Source organism: Thermobacillus xylanilyticus (genome assembly GCF_907165215.1).
Classification (GTDB): domain Bacteria; phylum Bacillota; class Bacilli; order Paenibacillales; family Paenibacillaceae; genus Thermobacillus; species Thermobacillus xylanilyticus.
Map to the genome: position 1 here is coordinate 1 of NZ_CAJRAY010000035.1, position 15131 is coordinate 15131.

Here is a 15131-nt window from a genome sequence, read left to right on the forward strand (position 1 = left end):
CTGCTAGTTGAGGACTCCCTATGAAGCTGGCTTCAAAACGAAATTATGCAAAAGGCTCTTATTCCAAAACCATTGAGAGACCTGGCTTATCGCTATGTTGCCAAACGGAGGAAATTGATTTTCAAACAGACAAAAACTTGCATTATTCCAACAGAAGAGATCAAGGAAAGGTTTTTATCTTAGTCCTGTAAGGAGTCGTACAATAATCCATAACGCAATAAGAATCCATAATGGGGGAAATACAACCGGATAAATCTGATGACCACTGACAAGGCTACTGGAGGTGTATTCATGCGCTTTCAATCCAGAAAAGAAAAATGGGTTGGCGTGTTGTTATGGGGGGCTTCCCTGGTCTGTTATGTTCTTGCCGTGACCATCTTTTTTACGAATTTGAATCTGATCGTTCAAATCTTGCTTGCGGTTGTTTTCGCGGTTTTCGGGATCATCACGCATTCGGCCGTAATCGGGACGGTTTATATCATTGACCGGGGCAATTTGCGCATAAAAAGCGGCATTTTGATTCGAAAAACGATTCCTTTGAGCAGGATCGTAAAGGTACGTCCCGTTGTTTCCTGGGAAGCTTCGGCGGCATTGTCCCACAAACGGTTGAGGATTTACGATCATACCGGATATTGGGACGTTTCCCCAGAGAGAGCGGACGAATTTATCCGGCAGTTAAAAGAAGCCGCGCCGTACATCCATCTTGATTCAGACATTCGCAGTTGACAACTCACGGAGTCCGGAGTTCGACGGAGTGCGCGCGACTGCTGTCGGTCAGCGAAGCGCCGCCTCGCTCTCCATGCGCTCGATGCGGCGCGGGTAGGCGACCTGGATGCCGTATGCTTTCAATTCATAGAGCAGCGCTTTGCGGATTTCTTTGCAAGCCGTCCAGTAGTGCTGGTCGTTCACCAGGCTGACGACGGTATATTTGGCGCCGAGCGCCTGGTTCTCGACATCGGTGATGCCGTAGAGCTGCGGCGGCTCGATCACTTCCCCCTCCTCGTTCCGCAGGAACAGGTGGGGCATCTCCCGCTGCAGCCGGGCCGACAGCCGGTTCACCGCCGCTTCGACATCGGCCGGATCGGTCTCGTAGGCGACGGTAATGTTGATGATCGCCCGCATGCGCTCGCGGTTGTAGTTCTCGCTGATGCGGATTTCCGAGTTCTGGATGACGACGACATGCTGGGCCCAGGTACGGATCTTGGTGGCGCGAAGGCCGACGCTGACCACGGTGCCGCGGATCTGGCCGTTATTGATCGACACGTAGTCGCCGACGGAGAACTGGTCTTCGAATATGATGAAGAAGCCGGTGATCAAATCCTTCACGAGCGTCTGCGCGCCGAATCCGACGGCCAGCCCGACGACGCCCGCCCCGGCGATGATCGGTCCGATGTTGACGCCGAAGGTGCTGAGTCCGGTCAGGATCGCGACGATGAAGATGGCGTACCGCGTAAACGACAGCAGCAGCGATTCGAGCGTTTTACGCTGTTTGATGTCCAGCCTTGTCAGGGCGAAGACACGCGAGACGACGATTTTGCGCAGGCGGAGGGTGAGCCAGGTGAGGACAATGATCAGCAGAAGGTGTCCCAGTTTCTGGAGCGCGGCAACGGAATAAGGCGCCCAGAATTCCCAGGTCAAATAGTCTTCGAAGCTTGGGCCGATCCACCGGTCCACGCGATCACCTCCCGAGGATATGCAGAACCGGTCACAAGGTTATCAATCTTTCATCGGGGAGTCAAATGCTGTTTCTGTTGCGGATTGCCCCGCCCATTGTTAGACTGACAGTAACATGGTCTTGTGTAGCGGGGGCTGGCCGGGTGAGACGATCGATCCGAACGCAGCTTGTCATCAGCTTCTTCGCCGTCATGCTGCCGGTTGTGCTGTTCCTGATCGCCAACAACTGGTATGCGAAGAACGTGGTGCATGACAAGGTATCCGAGACGTATCGCAATACGCTCGATATTTTCGTGGGGCAGCTGGATCTGTATATGGAAGAGATCAATGATTATTTGTACAAGCTGGCCGTACTCGACGCGGATGTCGGGCTGCTGGCGGCTTTTCCCGTGGACAGCGACAATTACGTGCTGACGAAGGTCCGGGTGCAGAACAAAATCAACCGCGACGTCGGATTTTACAATCTGCTGCATACTGTTTTTATTTACAATGAAAACGATATCATTTTCAGTTCTTCCGGAAATTACGGACAGGTGAAGCAGCTGCTTGCGCAGGAGGCGCCTCGCATCGCGGCGCAGCACCGGCAGATGCTGGACGGCACATGGATGCTCTGGGAGAACGACCTGATGCCCGGCCGCGACTTCCTTGTGCGCCTGACGCCGTCCGAAAACAACCAGTACATCGGCGCCATCATCAGCATCAGCGATATTCTGGACTTGCTCCGCATCCAGTGGGACGACGACAAGATCGGAGAGAGCGCCGTTTACAGCCGCGAAGGCGTGCGGATGGCGGACCCGCTGTCTTTCACGGACCGCACGCTGCCGATTGCGAACCTGCCCTTGCTCGACACGCCGTATCAGATCGTCGGGCAGGGGGAAAACCGCCATCTCGTCATGATTCGCACCAGTTCGATGGCCGACATCGCGGTTGCCGTGGCCGTACCGGAGAAACAGATGCTGCAGGGACTGCCCTATTTCCAGAAGGCGGTCTATTTCATCGTGCTCGGGCTCGTCTTTCTGTTCTCCATGTATCTGCTGTTCATCCAGCGCACCGTGTTCCAGCCGCTGCACCAGCTCATCAACGGCATGAAGAAGCTGTCGCTCGGGATGCTCGATTTCCGGCTGAAGACGACGAACACGGTCGAATTCCAGTTCATGGCGAACACGTTCAACAACATGGCCGAGCAGATCAGCAATCTGCGCATCGGGATGTACGAGGAGCAGCTCAGGGCGCAGAAGAACGAGATGAAGCAGCTCCAGGCGCAGATCAATCCGCATTTCTACATGAACAGCCTGAACATCATCTACAACTTCGCCGTCCTGAAAGACCACGATTCGGTGAAGAAGATGGCCCTGCACATGGCCGATTATTTCCGCTTCATCATGCGGGTGAACCGGGAATCGATCACGCTGGAGGAAGAACTGAAGCATATCGGGAACTATGTCGAAATCCAGAAGTTCCGCTTCCCCGAGAAACTGGAATGCATCGTCGACATTCCGGAGCGCTGGCGGACGGCCGCGCTGCCGGCGCTGACGCTGCAGCCGTTCGTCGAGAACGCGATCATCCACGGTTTCCTCAACCGCCGGGAGAAATTCATCATCCGGATCCACGGCGAGATTGCCGCCGCCGAAGACGGGGACAAGCTCGTCATCGTCATCCGCGACAACGGCGTCGGCTTCCATCCGGATGTGCTCGACCGGCTGCGCAGGGGAGAGGAGCTTCCGGCTTCGGAGTCCAGCCGGCTCGGCATCGCGAACGTGGTGCAGCGGCTCAAGCTGCGGTACGAAGGCGGGGCCGGGGTCGAATTCGACAATGATCCGGGCGGCGGCGCGGTCGTTCGCGTCCGGCTGCCGCTGCCGGCCGAGCTGTCGACGGAACGGACGGCTGACATATCCGTTATCGGGGAGGCGGACGATGTACAATCTGTTGGTCGTGGATGATGAAGAGATCGCGGTAAGGGGCATCGTGCAGGGGATCGACTGGGTGTCGGCGGAGATCGCGAACGTGTTCACGGCGTATGACGCGGCGGAAGCGCGCGAGATCTTCCGGCAGCATCCGATCCATATCATGATCTCGGATATCGAGATGCCCAACGAGACCGGCATCGACCTGTTGGAATGGGTCAACGAGCATTCGCCGCAGACGGAGACGATCTTCCTGACCGGGCATGCCGATTTCCGCTATGCGCAGCAGGCGATCCAGTTGTCGAGTTTCGATTACCTGCTCAAACCGATCGATCATGAGCAGCTCAAGGCCTGCGTCGTCAAGGCGCTCGGCAAAATCCGGCAGCGCGAGCAGGAGGAGGCGTTCCGCAAAACCTACGAATATTACTATGAACAGTGGAATCGCCAGCTTCCGCTTCTGATCGAGCGCTTCTGGCAGGACGTGTTCCATCATCGGCTGGCGCCGACGCCGGAGCAGCTGGAGCCGATGCTGGCGCTCTACGGCATCGAGCTGACCGCGGACAGTCCGGTTCTGCCGATCCTGATCAGCGTGGAAGAATGGAAGCAGGACTGGAGCGCGCGCGATGAGGAGATCATGACGTACGCGCTCAAGAACGCGGCCGGCGACATCCTGCTCCGGGACAGTGCCGGACACGTCATCCAGGACGGGCACGGCATGCTGTTCGCGCTGTTCTACGATCCGCAAGGCCTGGGCGGGGACGAACCGGAAGCGCGATGCCGCGAATACGTGCGCAAAGCCGGCGAGCTGCTCTACAGCGTCGTCTCCTGCTACATCGGCGAACCGGCCCCGTTGCGGGAACTGCCTCCGAACATTGCGCTGCTCGCGGAGATGGAGCGGCACAACGTCCACCGGACCGGCGAGGTGTTCCGGGCTTCCGCCTTCATGCGGCAGCCGGTCCGATCGGCGTACATGCCCAACTTCGGCGAATGGGCGCTGCTGATCGAGAACGGCCGGGAGCCGGAGCTGATTCGGCGAATCGACGAGGCGTTCGCCGCGTTCACCCGCGAGCCGCCGGATCGGGCGGCGATGATGCTCTATATCTCGGGGCTTACGTACGAAGTGTTCCAGGCGCTGCTGCGCCGCGGGCTGTCGCCGGGCGACGTCTATCCCGACGGCGGGCATCCGGATGTCAACCAGACGATGCGGACGCTGGCGGCGCTGAAGAGCTGGACGATTGCGTTCACCGGCAATGCGCGCAAGGTGATCGCCGAGCACAGCGAGGCCAGCTCGAACACCATCGTTCGCGTCAAACGGTTCGTCGACGCGCATCTGCACGACGATCTGAATCGGGAGCGAATCGCCGGACACGTCTATCTCAATCCGGCCTATCTGTCCCGTCTGTTCCGCAAGGAGACGGGCATGTCGCTGACCGATTACATCGTCGACCGGCGGATGGAGAAGGCGAAGGAGGCGCTGGCGAAGACGAACGTGAAGATCAGCGACATCGCCTTGTCCGTCGGCTATGCGAATTTCTCTCACTTCTCGAAGCAGTTCAAACGTTCGACCGGTCTGACGCCGCAGGAATACCGCAAAAAATATCAGGAAATCGAGTAAAATGTCACCATACCGTCAAGCGAAGGTCACATCGCCGATAGTCCGCCGGCGATGTTTTTTATTACAGTATTAGACAGCGGGGAGGGATATTCTGGAAGATGGCGCTTCGGACAACACCCGTGGTTACAAAAACGTCAACCCGGTCATCATCCCGCTAGAAGCGCTTTCAGAGCCTCCGCTATGCTGGACATATCAACGCCACAGAGAGGCTGGGAGGATCCGAATGGCGAACCATGCTGCGGAAGCGATTGCGTCGGCAACAGACGTTCCCGAAGTGAAGACGCGCAAACCGTCCTTCCTGGGGACCGTCCGGAAGTACTGGATTTTCTACCTCATGATGCTTCCGGCGCTTGTCATCCTGTTCTTCAACAACTACCTGCCGATGTTCGGGATTCTGATCGCGTTCAAGAAAGTCAACTATCAGATCGGCATCTGGGACAGCCCGTGGGTCGGGTTCAAAAACTTCGAGTATCTGTTCCTGACGAAGGATGCCTGGATCATTACGCGGAACACGCTGGCCTACAACGCGCTGTTCATCGTCCTGAACCTGGTCTTTCCGCTCGCGTTCGCCATCCTGCTGAACGAGCTCAGAAGCAAGTTCATGGCGAAGCTGCATCAGTCGATCATGTTCCTGCCGTACATCCTGTCCTATGTCGTCATCAGTTACCTGGTGTACGGCTTCATCAGCCCGGAGCACGGCTACCTGAACAAGACGCTGTTCCCGCTGCTCGGCATCGAAGAGATCAACTGGTACTTCGAGCAGAAGGTGTGGCCGTGGATCCTGCCGATCATCAACACCTGGAAAAACATGGGGTACTATGCGGTCATCTATCTGGCGGCCATCGTCGGACTGGACGATGAGCTGTACGAAGCGGCCACGATCGACGGCGCGAACAAATGGCAGCAGATGACCCGGATTACGGTGCCGCTGCTCACGCCGATCATCACGATCATGACGCTGCTCCAGATCGGCCGGATTTTCAACGCGGATTTCGGTCTGTTCTACCTGGTGACGCGCGATTCCGGCGTGCTGTTCCCAGTCACGAACGTCATCGACACGTACGTTTACCGCACCTTCCTGACCGTCGGCGATGTCGGCATGTCATCGGCTGCCGGGCTCCTGCAATCGGTCGTCGGGTTCGTGCTCGTCTATTTCTCGAACTGGGTCGTGCGGCGCATCAACAGCGAGAATGCCTTGTTCTAGGAGGTCCAGCGATGGAAGCTGCCGTGAATGCGAAACCGAAAGCGAAACTGTCCGGGGCCAACCCGAAAAATATTTTGCCCGCGTGGGCGCAGTGGAGCGTCAACATCGTCTTCATCCTCTATTCGCTCCTGTGCATCATTCCGATCGTGCTGCTCGTCATGGTGTCGTTCTCGAGCGAAGACGTGGTGATGCGCGAAGGGTACAAGTTCATCCCGTCGGTGTTCGACACCAGCGCTTACGATTTCCTGTTCGAAGATTTCAGACAGGTGGCACGGTCGTACGGCATCACGGTCTCGGTGACCGTCATCGGCACCGTGCTCAGCATGGTCATGGTGGCGATGTACGCCTATCCGATCTCCAGGCGGGATTTCCCGCACGCCCGTTTCTTCACGTTCATCGTGTTCTTCACGATGCTGTTCGGCGGCGGTCTGGTGCCCTGGTATCTCGTGTATGTCCAGCTTCTCCATCTGAAGGATACGCTCTGGGTGCTCATCATGCCGTTGCTTATCCCGGCGTTCTGGGTGCTCGTGACGCGGACGTTCTTCGCGACATCCGTGCCGAGCGCCGTGCTGGAGTCGGCGAGAATCGACGGCGCGGGCGAGGTCCGCATCTTCTTCCAGATCGTCATGCCGCTCTCGCTGCCGGTGCTGGCGACGGTGGCCCTGTTCCAGACGATCACCTACTGGAACGACTGGTTCCTCAGCCTCGTGTACATCACGAAGAACGAGAACGTCAGCATCCAGTACCTGATGTACAAGACGATGCAGAACGTCCAGTATCTCGCACAGAACAGCCAGGCCATGCAGGCGCTGCAGCAGGCCGGCGCATATGTCCGGTTCCCGGCAGAGACGATGCGCATGGCGATGGCCGTCGTCGGCATCGGACCGATCGTGCTCGCCTACCCGTTCTTCCAGAAATATTTCATCAAAGGTCTGACGGTCGGCGCCGTCAAAGGCTGACGGCAGCGCGCTGCGAAACGCCGTCAAGCCAATTCCGTCCGGCTGTAACCGGTTATTCCGCCGGTATGGCATATAACCTATTTCATTCAGGGAGGTCCACTTGAACATGAAGCAGCGGAAGAAACGTCTGACGGTCATCTTCACGCTTCTCGTCGCCGTGGCGTTGGTCATCTCCGCATGCGGAGGCGGCGGCAACAATAACGGCGGCGGCAGCGGCGGCGGTTCGAACGGCGGCAGTTCGAGCGACGGCGGCGGCTCGCCTTCCCCGTCGTCCGGAAACGACGGCGGCGGCTCGTCCGATCTGCCGCCGTATGAGCTGAGCCTGTACTATCCGGGGACCCCGCAGAAGGACGAGAAGGTGGTCGAAGAAGCGATCAACAAGATTCTGAAAGAGAAAATCAACGCCACCCTGGACATTGTCCCGATCGAATGGGGCGCCTGGGATGACCGGATGAACCTGATGATCGCATCCCGCGAAAAAGCCGACATCATTTTCACGGCTCAATGGAACGGCCACGCGGTCAACGTCGGCAAAGGCGCGTTCCTCGAACTTGGCGACCTGCTGCAAAAACACGGGCAGGGCATCCTGGAGACGCTCGATCCCGCCTTCCTTGAAGGCGCGAAGATCAACGGCAAGAACTACGGCGTGCCGACGAACAAGGAGCTGGCGGCTGCCGGCGGCATCGTATACGACAAGACGATTGCGGAAGAGCTGGGACTCGATATGAGCTCGGTGAAGACGCCGCAGGATCTGACGCCGATTCTCGAGAAAGTGAAGCAAGGCCGTCCGGACGTCGTGCCGGTATGGTCGAACGGCGGCCTGTTCAACTCGCATTTCTTCGCGAACTATGATTTCCTCGGCGACGGCACGATTCCGGGCGCCATCCTGAAAGACATGGACGACACGACGGTCAAGCCGGTCGAAGAACTGGACCGCTACAAGGAATATCTGGCGCTGGCGCGCGAATGGTATCAGAAGGGCTATATCAACAAGGATGCCGCGACGACCCAGCAATCGTCGAACGACATCTGGCAGGCAAGGGGCACGTTCATGACGGTCGAGCCGATGAAGCCGGGCAAGGCGGAAGAAATCGCGAGCGCGGCAAGCCGCTCCGGCGAACTGGAGCAAATTATCATGACGTCGAAGACGGTCGCCACGTCGGAGACGGCCGGTTCGATGCTGGCGATCTCCTCGACGTCGGAAGATCCGGAGCGCGCCATGATGTTCATCAACCTGCTGCACACGGACAAAGAGCTCAACAACCTGCTGAACTTCGGCATCGAAGGCGTGCACTATACGAGGAACGGCGAAATCATCTCGCCGACGGACAAGACGGCCGACTACTCGCCGGGTTCGGCGTGGATGTTCGGCAACCAGTTCCTGAATTACGTCTGGGATTCCGAAGATCCGGAGAAGTGGAACAAGTTCCGCGAGTTCAACCAGAACGCGCACGTTTCGCCGGGGCTCGGCTTCGTCTTCAACAGCGATCCGGTGAAATCGGAAGTCGGCGCCCTGGCCAACGTCATCGAGCAGTATCAACGCGCGCTCGAGACGGGCTCGGTCGATCCCGACAAGGTGCTGCCGGAGTATCTGAACGCGCTGCGCGCCGCCGGTCTTGACAAGGTCGTGCAGGAGAAGCAGCGGCAGTTCGACGAGTTCCTTGCGAGCAAGTGAAAGGCCAGACCAACATCTGCATCTCAGGCTCCTTCCATCCGGAGGGAGCCGTTTTTTTTGGCCGCTGCCGGCGGGACTGCGCCTGCGGGTGACGGCGAACGAGGACTTGCCCCGGCCGGTGTGCTATACTTTTGGGCAGAAGGTTCGGTTGGACGTGGGGGTACGATGAAGCCATTCACTGCGAGGGTTGTGCGGCTCATTCAAAGCATACCGGAAGGCCGCGTCATGACTTACGGCCAGATCGCCCGCCATGCCGGCAGTCCGCGGGGCGCGCGGCAAGTTGTGCGCATTCTGCACGCGATGAGCGAGAAGCACCGGCTGCCCTGGCACCGGGTCGTGAACGCCAGGGGCGAGATCGCGATCCCGGACGCGGCGGGACGGGAGATGCAGATGCAGCTTCTGCGGAGGGAAGGCGTCGCCGTGGACGCGGGCGGACGGGTGGATCTGGCGCGGTTTATGCATGAACCGGAATGGGATGCCGGTTGGTGAATCCACGTGGTTGCGCGATTTTTCCCGGGGACCGGTGATGCGTCAAACTTGCCGTTGTTTGCGCCGGATCCGAATGGACAACAAAAAGTCGATCGCGATCATCAGGAGCATCAGCAGGCACAGGACGGCGGCGAAGCTCAGACGGCCTTCGGGAGGCACCCGAAGCGGGTGGGAGAGCAGCCAGCCGACGGCCAGCCCCGATATAGTATGGCCGATCAAGCGCATGACCATGAGCGCCTTGCGGGATGCGAATCTGCGATACAGGATGCTGTCCACCCACATCGAAACGGGCAAAGCGATGAAGAAGTAATAGAAAAAAAGCTGGTAAGCGGCGGTTCCGATGACGTAGAAGTTGGAGAACCCGGCATGGGTCCGAGGTTCATCCCCGGCGTTCAGCGCCATCCAGATGAGCAACAGGGCAAACGAGACGGCGCAGGCCAGCAATCGTTTCATATTGTGATAACCCCCAGTATGACGGCTGGAAATATTTATATCATACTCCGGAGGCCCGCTGCCGGCAACTGTGCCGACGATGCCGCAAAATCCGGCTCGGTCTGCAAGCGAAGGTTCTCCCCGACCGGGGTCCAGGTCCAAAAACCGCCCCCGGTCCGTTTTGTGTTATCCGGATTATACCTAGAATAAAGACAGAAGGAACGAACCCGGTTGGAAAGGCGGTGAACGGTTTGAACAGCAAGACGGCGCTCGGCGTCATTCTCGTCATTATCGGCGGAATGATCGTGCTCAGATTTTTCGGTTTCACGCTCGGCCCGATCTTCGGCTGGCTCTTCCCCATCATTCTGCTCGGTCTCGGATATGTCGGACTGAGGAACGGCAAGCACTGGATCGGGACCATCCTCATCGCCGTCGGCGCAATCATGCTCCTCGGCAAATTGTCCGGCCTGCTCTTCCTGATTCTCGCGATTGCAGCCATCGTGATCGGCATCTCGATGATCAAGGGCAAAAGCAGGAGGGTCTTCTGATCCGACTGAAATCCGACTGAAACATTCGACAGAACAACAGCGATACCAACGGAAACGGAGGTCATGCGATGAGCAGTCTGATCAAGCGCGTGCGCGACATTACGGTTGCGACGCTGAACGAACGGCTGGAGCGGGCGGAAGACCCGGTGCGGCTGATCGATCAGTTCCTGTGGGCGACGCGGGAAGAGATCATCCAGGCTGAACGGTTGTACCAGCAATATTCGGCTCACGCGAGCAGCCTGCGGGCGCAATGGCTGCAAGCCGAACAGCAGGCGGAGAAGCGCGAGCAGCAGGCGGTCACCGCGCTGAAGGCCGGGGAAGAACATCTGGCCCGCCTCGCCCTGACGGAGAAGCAGCATCACGCGCAGCGCGCGCAGCAATATAAAGAACTTTACGAGAACAGCCAGGCGAACGTGACCGAACTGGAGGCGCTGCTGCGGGAGCTGCGCAGCGAATACCAGGCGGTCTATGACAAGCGCGAATACTATGTGGCGCGCATGGAGTCGCTTCGTCTGCAGCAGCGCATGAACGAGCGGTTCGGCTCGATGGTGGGCCACCCGGACACCATGTTCCGGCGGCTCGACGACCGGATCAGCGACATGGAGCTCGAAGCACGCAGCCTGCGTGAAATCCGCCGATCCGGGCAGTCTTACATCCCGACAGGATCATCCGAACTGGTCGAAGCGGAATTGGAGCAACTGAAACGCAAGCTCGAGAAAGAAGGCTGATACCGCGATGAAAATATACCGCTCTTCACGCGACAAGAAATTGTTCGGGCTGTGCGGCGGTCTGGCGGAGGCCATGAATGTGGACGCGACGCTGCTTCGGATCGTCGCAATCGTGCTCGCCGTCGTCACGAGCGGAGGTTTCATCCTCATCTACATTCTGGCGGCGCTTGTCGTCCCGAAGGAACCGCCCCATTACAACAATTATTACGGTCCGGGCGGTTACGGCGGATATCCGCCGGGCGGCGGAGGCTACTACAATCCGCACCACGGCGGCTGGAGGAATCCCGGTTACGGTTCCTATCCGCCCAACCACGGTCCCGAATACGGCCCCCGGCCGAATTATGAGACGCCGCCTCCGAACCCGGACAATCTTGACGCCATGATGGAAGATCTGGAGAAGAAGGCGCTTCGCAGAGAAATCGAAGAGCTCAAGGCCAAAATCAGCGAACTTGAGAAACGCGAGAAAGGAGAATGAACCATGGGTGTTTTCAAGAGACTGAAGGACATGACGAAGGCGTCTCTGCATGAGATGCTCGACAAGCTGGAAGATCCGGTCGTCATGCTGAACCAGTATCTGCGCGACATGGAAGCGGAAATTCATCAGGCGGAAGTTACGGTGGCCAAGCAAATGGCCAATGAACGCCGCATGAAGCAGCGCCTCGAAGAAGCGGCGCGCAACGCGATCGACCGCGAGGCGAAGGCCGAGCAAGCGCTCCGCACCGGACGCGAAGATCTGGCACGCAAGCTGCTGGAGGAGAAGATCTACTTCGATCAGAAGACGGCGGAGTACAGCGATCTCCACGCTCAGGCGGAACAGCAGGCCGAAGCGCTGAAGGAGCAGCTGCGTGAAATGAAAGACGAGTACTATCAGCTGCGCAACAAGCGGAACGAACTGGCGGCGCGGGCGCAAATGGCGAAAGCGCAAAAGCAGCTCGCGCAGATCACGAACACGCACTCGATCGAAAGCGGCAACGCGGCGCGCGGGTTCGCCCGGATGGAAGAGAAGATTCTGCAGATGGAGGCGGAAGCCGAAGTGCTTCGCACGCCGGGCTACTACAGCTCCGCGGCGGCGGCGCCGAAGCTCGATCCGGGCAAGGAGCTTGAAGTCGAAGCGCAGCTTCAGGCGCTCAAGAACAAGCTGAACCAGTCCGCCGGCGAATAAGGTTGACGGCAGCCGCGGAGCACCGCATGGAAGGTGCGCCCGCGGCTGCATGCCGCGCGGACAGGATTGGCGAAGCGGAACCTGCTTTACGGAAGCGGGTTCCGCTTGTTACGATGAAAATGAAGGAGAGGCCGGCTTACGGCCGGCCATTGGAAGGAGCGGCGGCATGTCGGCGGACAAAATGCCGGGACGCGCACCGGCCGGCCCGGGCAGACCCCGGGATCAGGCGAAGCCGAAGCGCAACGCGGCCGAGACGCTGCTGTGGCTCGTCGTGCTGCTCGGCCTCATGGTGCTGGTGCTGCAGGGCACGGGATATTTGAAGATTTTCAAACTGCAGGAGAAGACGGCGGCCTTCGTGCTGACGCTCATCGGCCTCGGTCTCGCCGTGGCGGCCCTGTACAGTTACCTCCAGGGGGTCAAGCTGAAGCAAACGCTGATGAAGCTGGCGGAGCAGCAGCTCAAGCGCCGGCCGGTGACGCTTCCCGGCGCGGATGGCGAGGGCGGTGAAGCTTCGGGGGAAGATGAGAACCCCGAGGAGCGGATGCGCAAGGAGCAGCTGAAATTCAAGGCGATCACCGAAGAGCGCCAGCGCCTCGCCCGCGAACTTCACGATGCGGTCAGCCAGCAGCTGTTCGCGATCTCGATGACGGCCACCGCGGTGAAGCGGACGCTGGACAAAGACTTCGAGCGGGCGAAGCGGCAGGTGGAGCTGATCGAGGAGATGGCGTCCGTCGCGCAATCGGAGATGCGCGCCTTGCTGCTGCATCTTCGGCCGGTCCATCTGGACGGCAAGCGGCTGCCGCAGGCGCTCGAAGCGCTGGTCGAGGAATTGCAGCAGAAGGTGCCGAACATGGTGATCGCGCTCGACCAGGAGCCGCATTTGGCGATTTTGCCGGAAGCGGAAGATCATCTGTTCCGCATTGTGCAGGAGGCGCTGTCGAACACGCTGCGCCACGCGAGAGCTTCGCGCATGGACATTTCGCTGCGGCGGGAACAAGGCCAGCTGCATCTGCTGATGCGGGACGACGGCGTCGGATTCGACATGGAAGCGAAAAAACAGACATCGTACGGGCTGCTCACGATGGAGGAGCGCGTGCACGAGATGGGCGGCACGATGACGCTCCGTTCCGCGCCGGGCGAAGGAACGGAAATCGATATCCGGGTGCCGGTACTTATGGAAGAGAGGGACGGATGAAGGGATGGATCAGCCGATCAAGGTGCTGCTCGTCGACGATCACGAGATGGTGCGCATCGGCCTGGCGGCCGTGCTGGACACGGAAGAAGGGATCGAGGTCGTCGGCGAAGCTTCGAACGGCCAGGAGGGCCTCAGACTCGCGCAGATGTACAAACCGGACGTCGTCCTCATGGACCTCGTCATGGACGGTATGGACGGCGTCGAGACAACCCGCAGGCTGATGGAGATGCTGCCGGAATGCAAGGTCATCGTGCTGACCAGCTACATCGACGACAGCAAAATGTACCCGGTTATCGAAGCGGGTGCGTTCTCCTATCTGCTGAAGACGTCGCGGGCGACGGAAATCGCGGAGGCGATCCGGGCGGCGGCGAGGGGCCAGTCGGTGCTCGAGTCGCAGGTGGCGGCGAAAATGATGAACCGGTTCCGGCAGCCGCAGCGGGCACAGGCGCCGGCGCCGCACGAGTCGCTCACCGAACGCGAGATGGAAGTGCTCAAGCTGCTCGCCCAGGGCATGTCCAATCAGGAGATTGCGGATAAGCTGTTCATCGGCGTGAAGACGGTGAAGTATCACATCACGAACATTTTCTCGAAACTGGGCGTGGAGGACCGGACGCAGGCCGCGATTTACGCGCACAAGCAGGGGCTTGCGGACTGAAGGGTATGGAATAAGGAGCATGATGAACCGCCGGCGGGCGGTTTTTTCATTTTTTACGGCAGCAGGGTCCGAACGAAGGAGAAAATGCTGTCGACGTCATCGCGGCAGAAGACGGGCATGCCCGTTGCGCGCGGCATCCAGCCGTCGGGCACGATCGCGGCCGCCGCGTTCGGCAGGCCGAGCAGCGGCAGATCTTCTTCGCCGCGCAGCAGGACGAGCTTCGGGTGCGGCGCGTCCTTGAAGCCTTCGGCGAGCACGAGGTCGGCGTGCGCGGCCTGACCCGCCAAATCGTCCAATGATGCGGGACGGCTCGATGTCCACGCGGTCCGGTGCGGCGAGGTGATGGCGACGAACCCGGCCCCGGCTTCCGCCATCTTCCAGGTGTCGGTGCCCGGACGGTCGAATGCGAAGTCGTGGGCGTCGTGCTTGATGGCGGCGACGGTGAAGCCTTCGGCGCGGAATTTCCGGACGAGCGCGCAGAGCAGGGTTGTTTTGCCGCTGTTTTTGTATCCGACGATTTGCAGGATCGGGCGCTCGGTGGCCGTCATGTCCGTTCGACTTCCTTTCCGCGGGGTGTTTTAATAAGACGCGTCATCCTTCGTCCCGTTCGCCCGAGAAGACATGGGCCGCCGCAAAAGCGGCAAGAAACGCGAACAGCAGGCCGATGCTCCAGCCGATGATCTCCGCTCGCGGATGCGTGTTCCGGAGCAGGCTGCCGCCCAGAACGCCGCCGGCGGCGAGCAGCAGCAGAATGACGAGGATCCGCGGCATATGTCTGCGCACGGTGCTCACCTCCATTGCCATTGTAGCACAACCCGGAGGGCGCGTTGTCTCTGTAACGTGGAATGCACGTTACAGCAGCTACTGCCTGGCTCCGCGCGCCGCTGTAAC

General features: G+C 59.4%; 17 protein-coding genes. 13 read left to right on the forward strand and 4 right to left on the reverse strand.

Translation table 11 applies throughout. The features are described 5' to 3' along the window. Positions 1 to 291: 291 nt before the first annotated feature. Entirely contained in the window at positions 292 to 726 is a 435-nt protein-coding gene (locus tag KJQ12_RS07305) for a PH domain-containing protein (protein ID WP_213484085.1), read from the forward strand. Positions 727 to 774: 48 nt separating this feature from the next. Here the strand turns inward: KJQ12_RS07305 and KJQ12_RS07310 are convergent, their stop codons facing one another. Next, on the reverse strand, positions 775 to 1674 hold the full coding sequence (locus tag KJQ12_RS07310) for a mechanosensitive ion channel family protein (protein WP_213484086.1): 900 nt from the start codon (positions 1672 to 1674) through the stop codon (positions 775 to 777). 143 nt (positions 1675 to 1817) lie between these two features. Between KJQ12_RS07310 and KJQ12_RS07315 the strand changes: the two genes are divergently transcribed. From KJQ12_RS07315 to KJQ12_RS07340, 6 genes are all read left to right on the forward strand, one after another. Continuing rightward, complete coding sequence (locus KJQ12_RS07315; protein ID WP_213484087.1) at positions 1818 to 3614, forward strand: sensor histidine kinase; 1797 nt, start codon at positions 1818 to 1820, stop codon at positions 3612 to 3614. Then, positions 3589 to 5193 carry a helix-turn-helix domain-containing protein gene (locus tag KJQ12_RS07320; protein WP_213484088.1) on the forward strand — a complete coding sequence of 535 codons (1605 nt, stop codon included), beginning with the start codon at positions 3589 to 3591 and terminating at the stop codon, positions 5191 to 5193. The genes KJQ12_RS07315 and KJQ12_RS07320 overlap by 26 nt, the downstream gene beginning before the upstream one ends. A 223-nt stretch (positions 5194 to 5416) precedes the next feature. Further along, positions 5417 to 6397, forward strand: a complete 981-nt coding sequence (locus KJQ12_RS07325; RefSeq protein ID WP_213484089.1) for an ABC transporter permease — start codon at positions 5417 to 5419, stop codon at positions 6395 to 6397. A gap of 11 nt (positions 6398 to 6408) precedes the next feature. After that, entirely contained in the window at positions 6409 to 7356 is a 948-nt protein-coding gene (locus KJQ12_RS07330; RefSeq protein WP_213484090.1) for a carbohydrate ABC transporter permease, read from the forward strand. Positions 7357 to 7462: 106 nt separating this feature from the next. Continuing rightward, positions 7463 to 9031 (forward strand): ABC transporter substrate-binding protein, encoded by a 1569-nt coding sequence (locus KJQ12_RS07335; RefSeq protein ID WP_213484091.1) that lies wholly within the window; start codon positions 7463 to 7465, stop codon positions 9029 to 9031. Positions 9032 to 9196: 165 nt separating this feature from the next. Continuing rightward, positions 9197 to 9520: an MGMT family protein gene (locus tag KJQ12_RS07340; RefSeq protein WP_213484092.1), complete on the forward strand. Its 324-nt coding sequence runs from the start codon at positions 9197 to 9199 to the stop codon at positions 9518 to 9520. 42 nt (positions 9521 to 9562) lie between these two features. Here KJQ12_RS07340 and KJQ12_RS07345 read toward each other — a convergent pair whose 3' ends face one another. Continuing rightward, a complete protein-coding gene (locus KJQ12_RS07345) occupies positions 9563 to 9973 on the reverse strand; it encodes a hypothetical protein (RefSeq protein ID WP_213484093.1) in 411 nt (136 codons plus the stop codon). A gap of 221 nt (positions 9974 to 10194) precedes the next feature. Between KJQ12_RS07345 and KJQ12_RS07350 the strand changes: the two genes are divergently transcribed. The 6 genes from KJQ12_RS07350 to KJQ12_RS07375 all read left to right on the forward strand — a co-directional run bounded on the left by KJQ12_RS07350 (position 10195) and on the right by KJQ12_RS07375 (position 14240). Then, positions 10195 to 10500 (forward strand): LiaF transmembrane domain-containing protein, encoded by a 306-nt coding sequence (locus KJQ12_RS07350; RefSeq protein WP_244860491.1) that lies wholly within the window; start codon positions 10195 to 10197, stop codon positions 10498 to 10500. 68 nt (positions 10501 to 10568) lie between these two features. Next, positions 10569 to 11228, forward strand: a complete 660-nt coding sequence (locus KJQ12_RS07355; RefSeq protein ID WP_015253618.1) for a PspA/IM30 family protein — start codon at positions 10569 to 10571, stop codon at positions 11226 to 11228. Positions 11229 to 11235: 7 nt separating this feature from the next. Beyond that, on the forward strand, positions 11236 to 11703 hold the full coding sequence (locus KJQ12_RS07360) for a PspC domain-containing protein (protein ID WP_213484095.1): 468 nt from the start codon (positions 11236 to 11238) through the stop codon (positions 11701 to 11703). A 3-nt stretch (positions 11704 to 11706) separates the two neighbouring features. Next, positions 11707 to 12390: a PspA/IM30 family protein gene (locus KJQ12_RS07365; RefSeq protein WP_213484096.1), complete on the forward strand. Its 684-nt coding sequence runs from the start codon at positions 11707 to 11709 to the stop codon at positions 12388 to 12390. A 166-nt stretch (positions 12391 to 12556) separates the two neighbouring features. Then, complete coding sequence (locus KJQ12_RS07370) at positions 12557 to 13585, forward strand: sensor histidine kinase (protein WP_213484097.1); 1029 nt, start codon at positions 12557 to 12559, stop codon at positions 13583 to 13585. 4 nt (positions 13586 to 13589) lie between these two features. Continuing rightward, a complete protein-coding gene (locus KJQ12_RS07375; protein ID WP_213484098.1) occupies positions 13590 to 14240 on the forward strand; it encodes a response regulator transcription factor in 651 nt (216 codons plus the stop codon). A 53-nt stretch (positions 14241 to 14293) separates the two neighbouring features. Here the strand turns inward: KJQ12_RS07375 and mobB are convergent, their stop codons facing one another. Both mobB and KJQ12_RS07385 read right to left on the reverse strand, forming a co-directional pair. Then, a complete protein-coding gene (mobB, locus tag KJQ12_RS07380) occupies positions 14294 to 14788 on the reverse strand; it encodes a molybdopterin-guanine dinucleotide biosynthesis protein B (RefSeq protein ID WP_213484099.1) in 495 nt (164 codons plus the stop codon). Positions 14789 to 14831: 43 nt separating this feature from the next. Beyond that, entirely contained in the window at positions 14832 to 15023 is a 192-nt protein-coding gene (locus KJQ12_RS07385; RefSeq protein ID WP_015253624.1) for a hypothetical protein, read from the reverse strand. Between the last annotated feature and the right edge of the window lie 108 nt (positions 15024 to 15131).

Coding starts and splice junctions, on each gene's coding strand:
- KJQ12_RS07370 (WP_213484097.1), top strand. CDS start 12,557: ATGTCGGCGGACAAAATGCCGGGACGCGCACCGGCCGGCCCGGGCAGA.
- KJQ12_RS07340 (WP_213484092.1), top strand. CDS start 9,197: ATGAAGCCATTCACTGCGAGGGTTGTGCGGCTCATTCAAAGCATACCG.
- KJQ12_RS07305 (WP_213484085.1), top strand. CDS start 292: ATGCGCTTTCAATCCAGAAAAGAAAAATGGGTTGGCGTGTTGTTATGG.
- KJQ12_RS07365 (WP_213484096.1), top strand. CDS start 11,707: ATGGGTGTTTTCAAGAGACTGAAGGACATGACGAAGGCGTCTCTGCAT.
- KJQ12_RS07360 (WP_213484095.1), top strand. CDS start 11,236: ATGAAAATATACCGCTCTTCACGCGACAAGAAATTGTTCGGGCTGTGC.
- KJQ12_RS07345 (WP_213484093.1), bottom strand. CDS start 9,973: ATGAAACGATTGCTGGCCTGCGCCGTCTCGTTTGCCCTGTTGCTCATC.
- KJQ12_RS07320 (WP_213484088.1), top strand. CDS start 3,589: ATGTACAATCTGTTGGTCGTGGATGATGAAGAGATCGCGGTAAGGGGC.
- KJQ12_RS07335 (WP_213484091.1), top strand. CDS start 7,463: ATGAAGCAGCGGAAGAAACGTCTGACGGTCATCTTCACGCTTCTCGTC.
- KJQ12_RS07330 (WP_213484090.1), top strand. CDS start 6,409: ATGGAAGCTGCCGTGAATGCGAAACCGAAAGCGAAACTGTCCGGGGCC.
- KJQ12_RS07375 (WP_213484098.1), top strand. CDS start 13,590: ATGGATCAGCCGATCAAGGTGCTGCTCGTCGACGATCACGAGATGGTG.
- KJQ12_RS07355 (WP_015253618.1), top strand. CDS start 10,569: ATGAGCAGTCTGATCAAGCGCGTGCGCGACATTACGGTTGCGACGCTG.
- KJQ12_RS07325 (WP_213484089.1), top strand. CDS start 5,417: ATGGCGAACCATGCTGCGGAAGCGATTGCGTCGGCAACAGACGTTCCC.
- mobB (WP_213484099.1), bottom strand. CDS start 14,788: ATGACGGCCACCGAGCGCCCGATCCTGCAAATCGTCGGATACAAAAAC.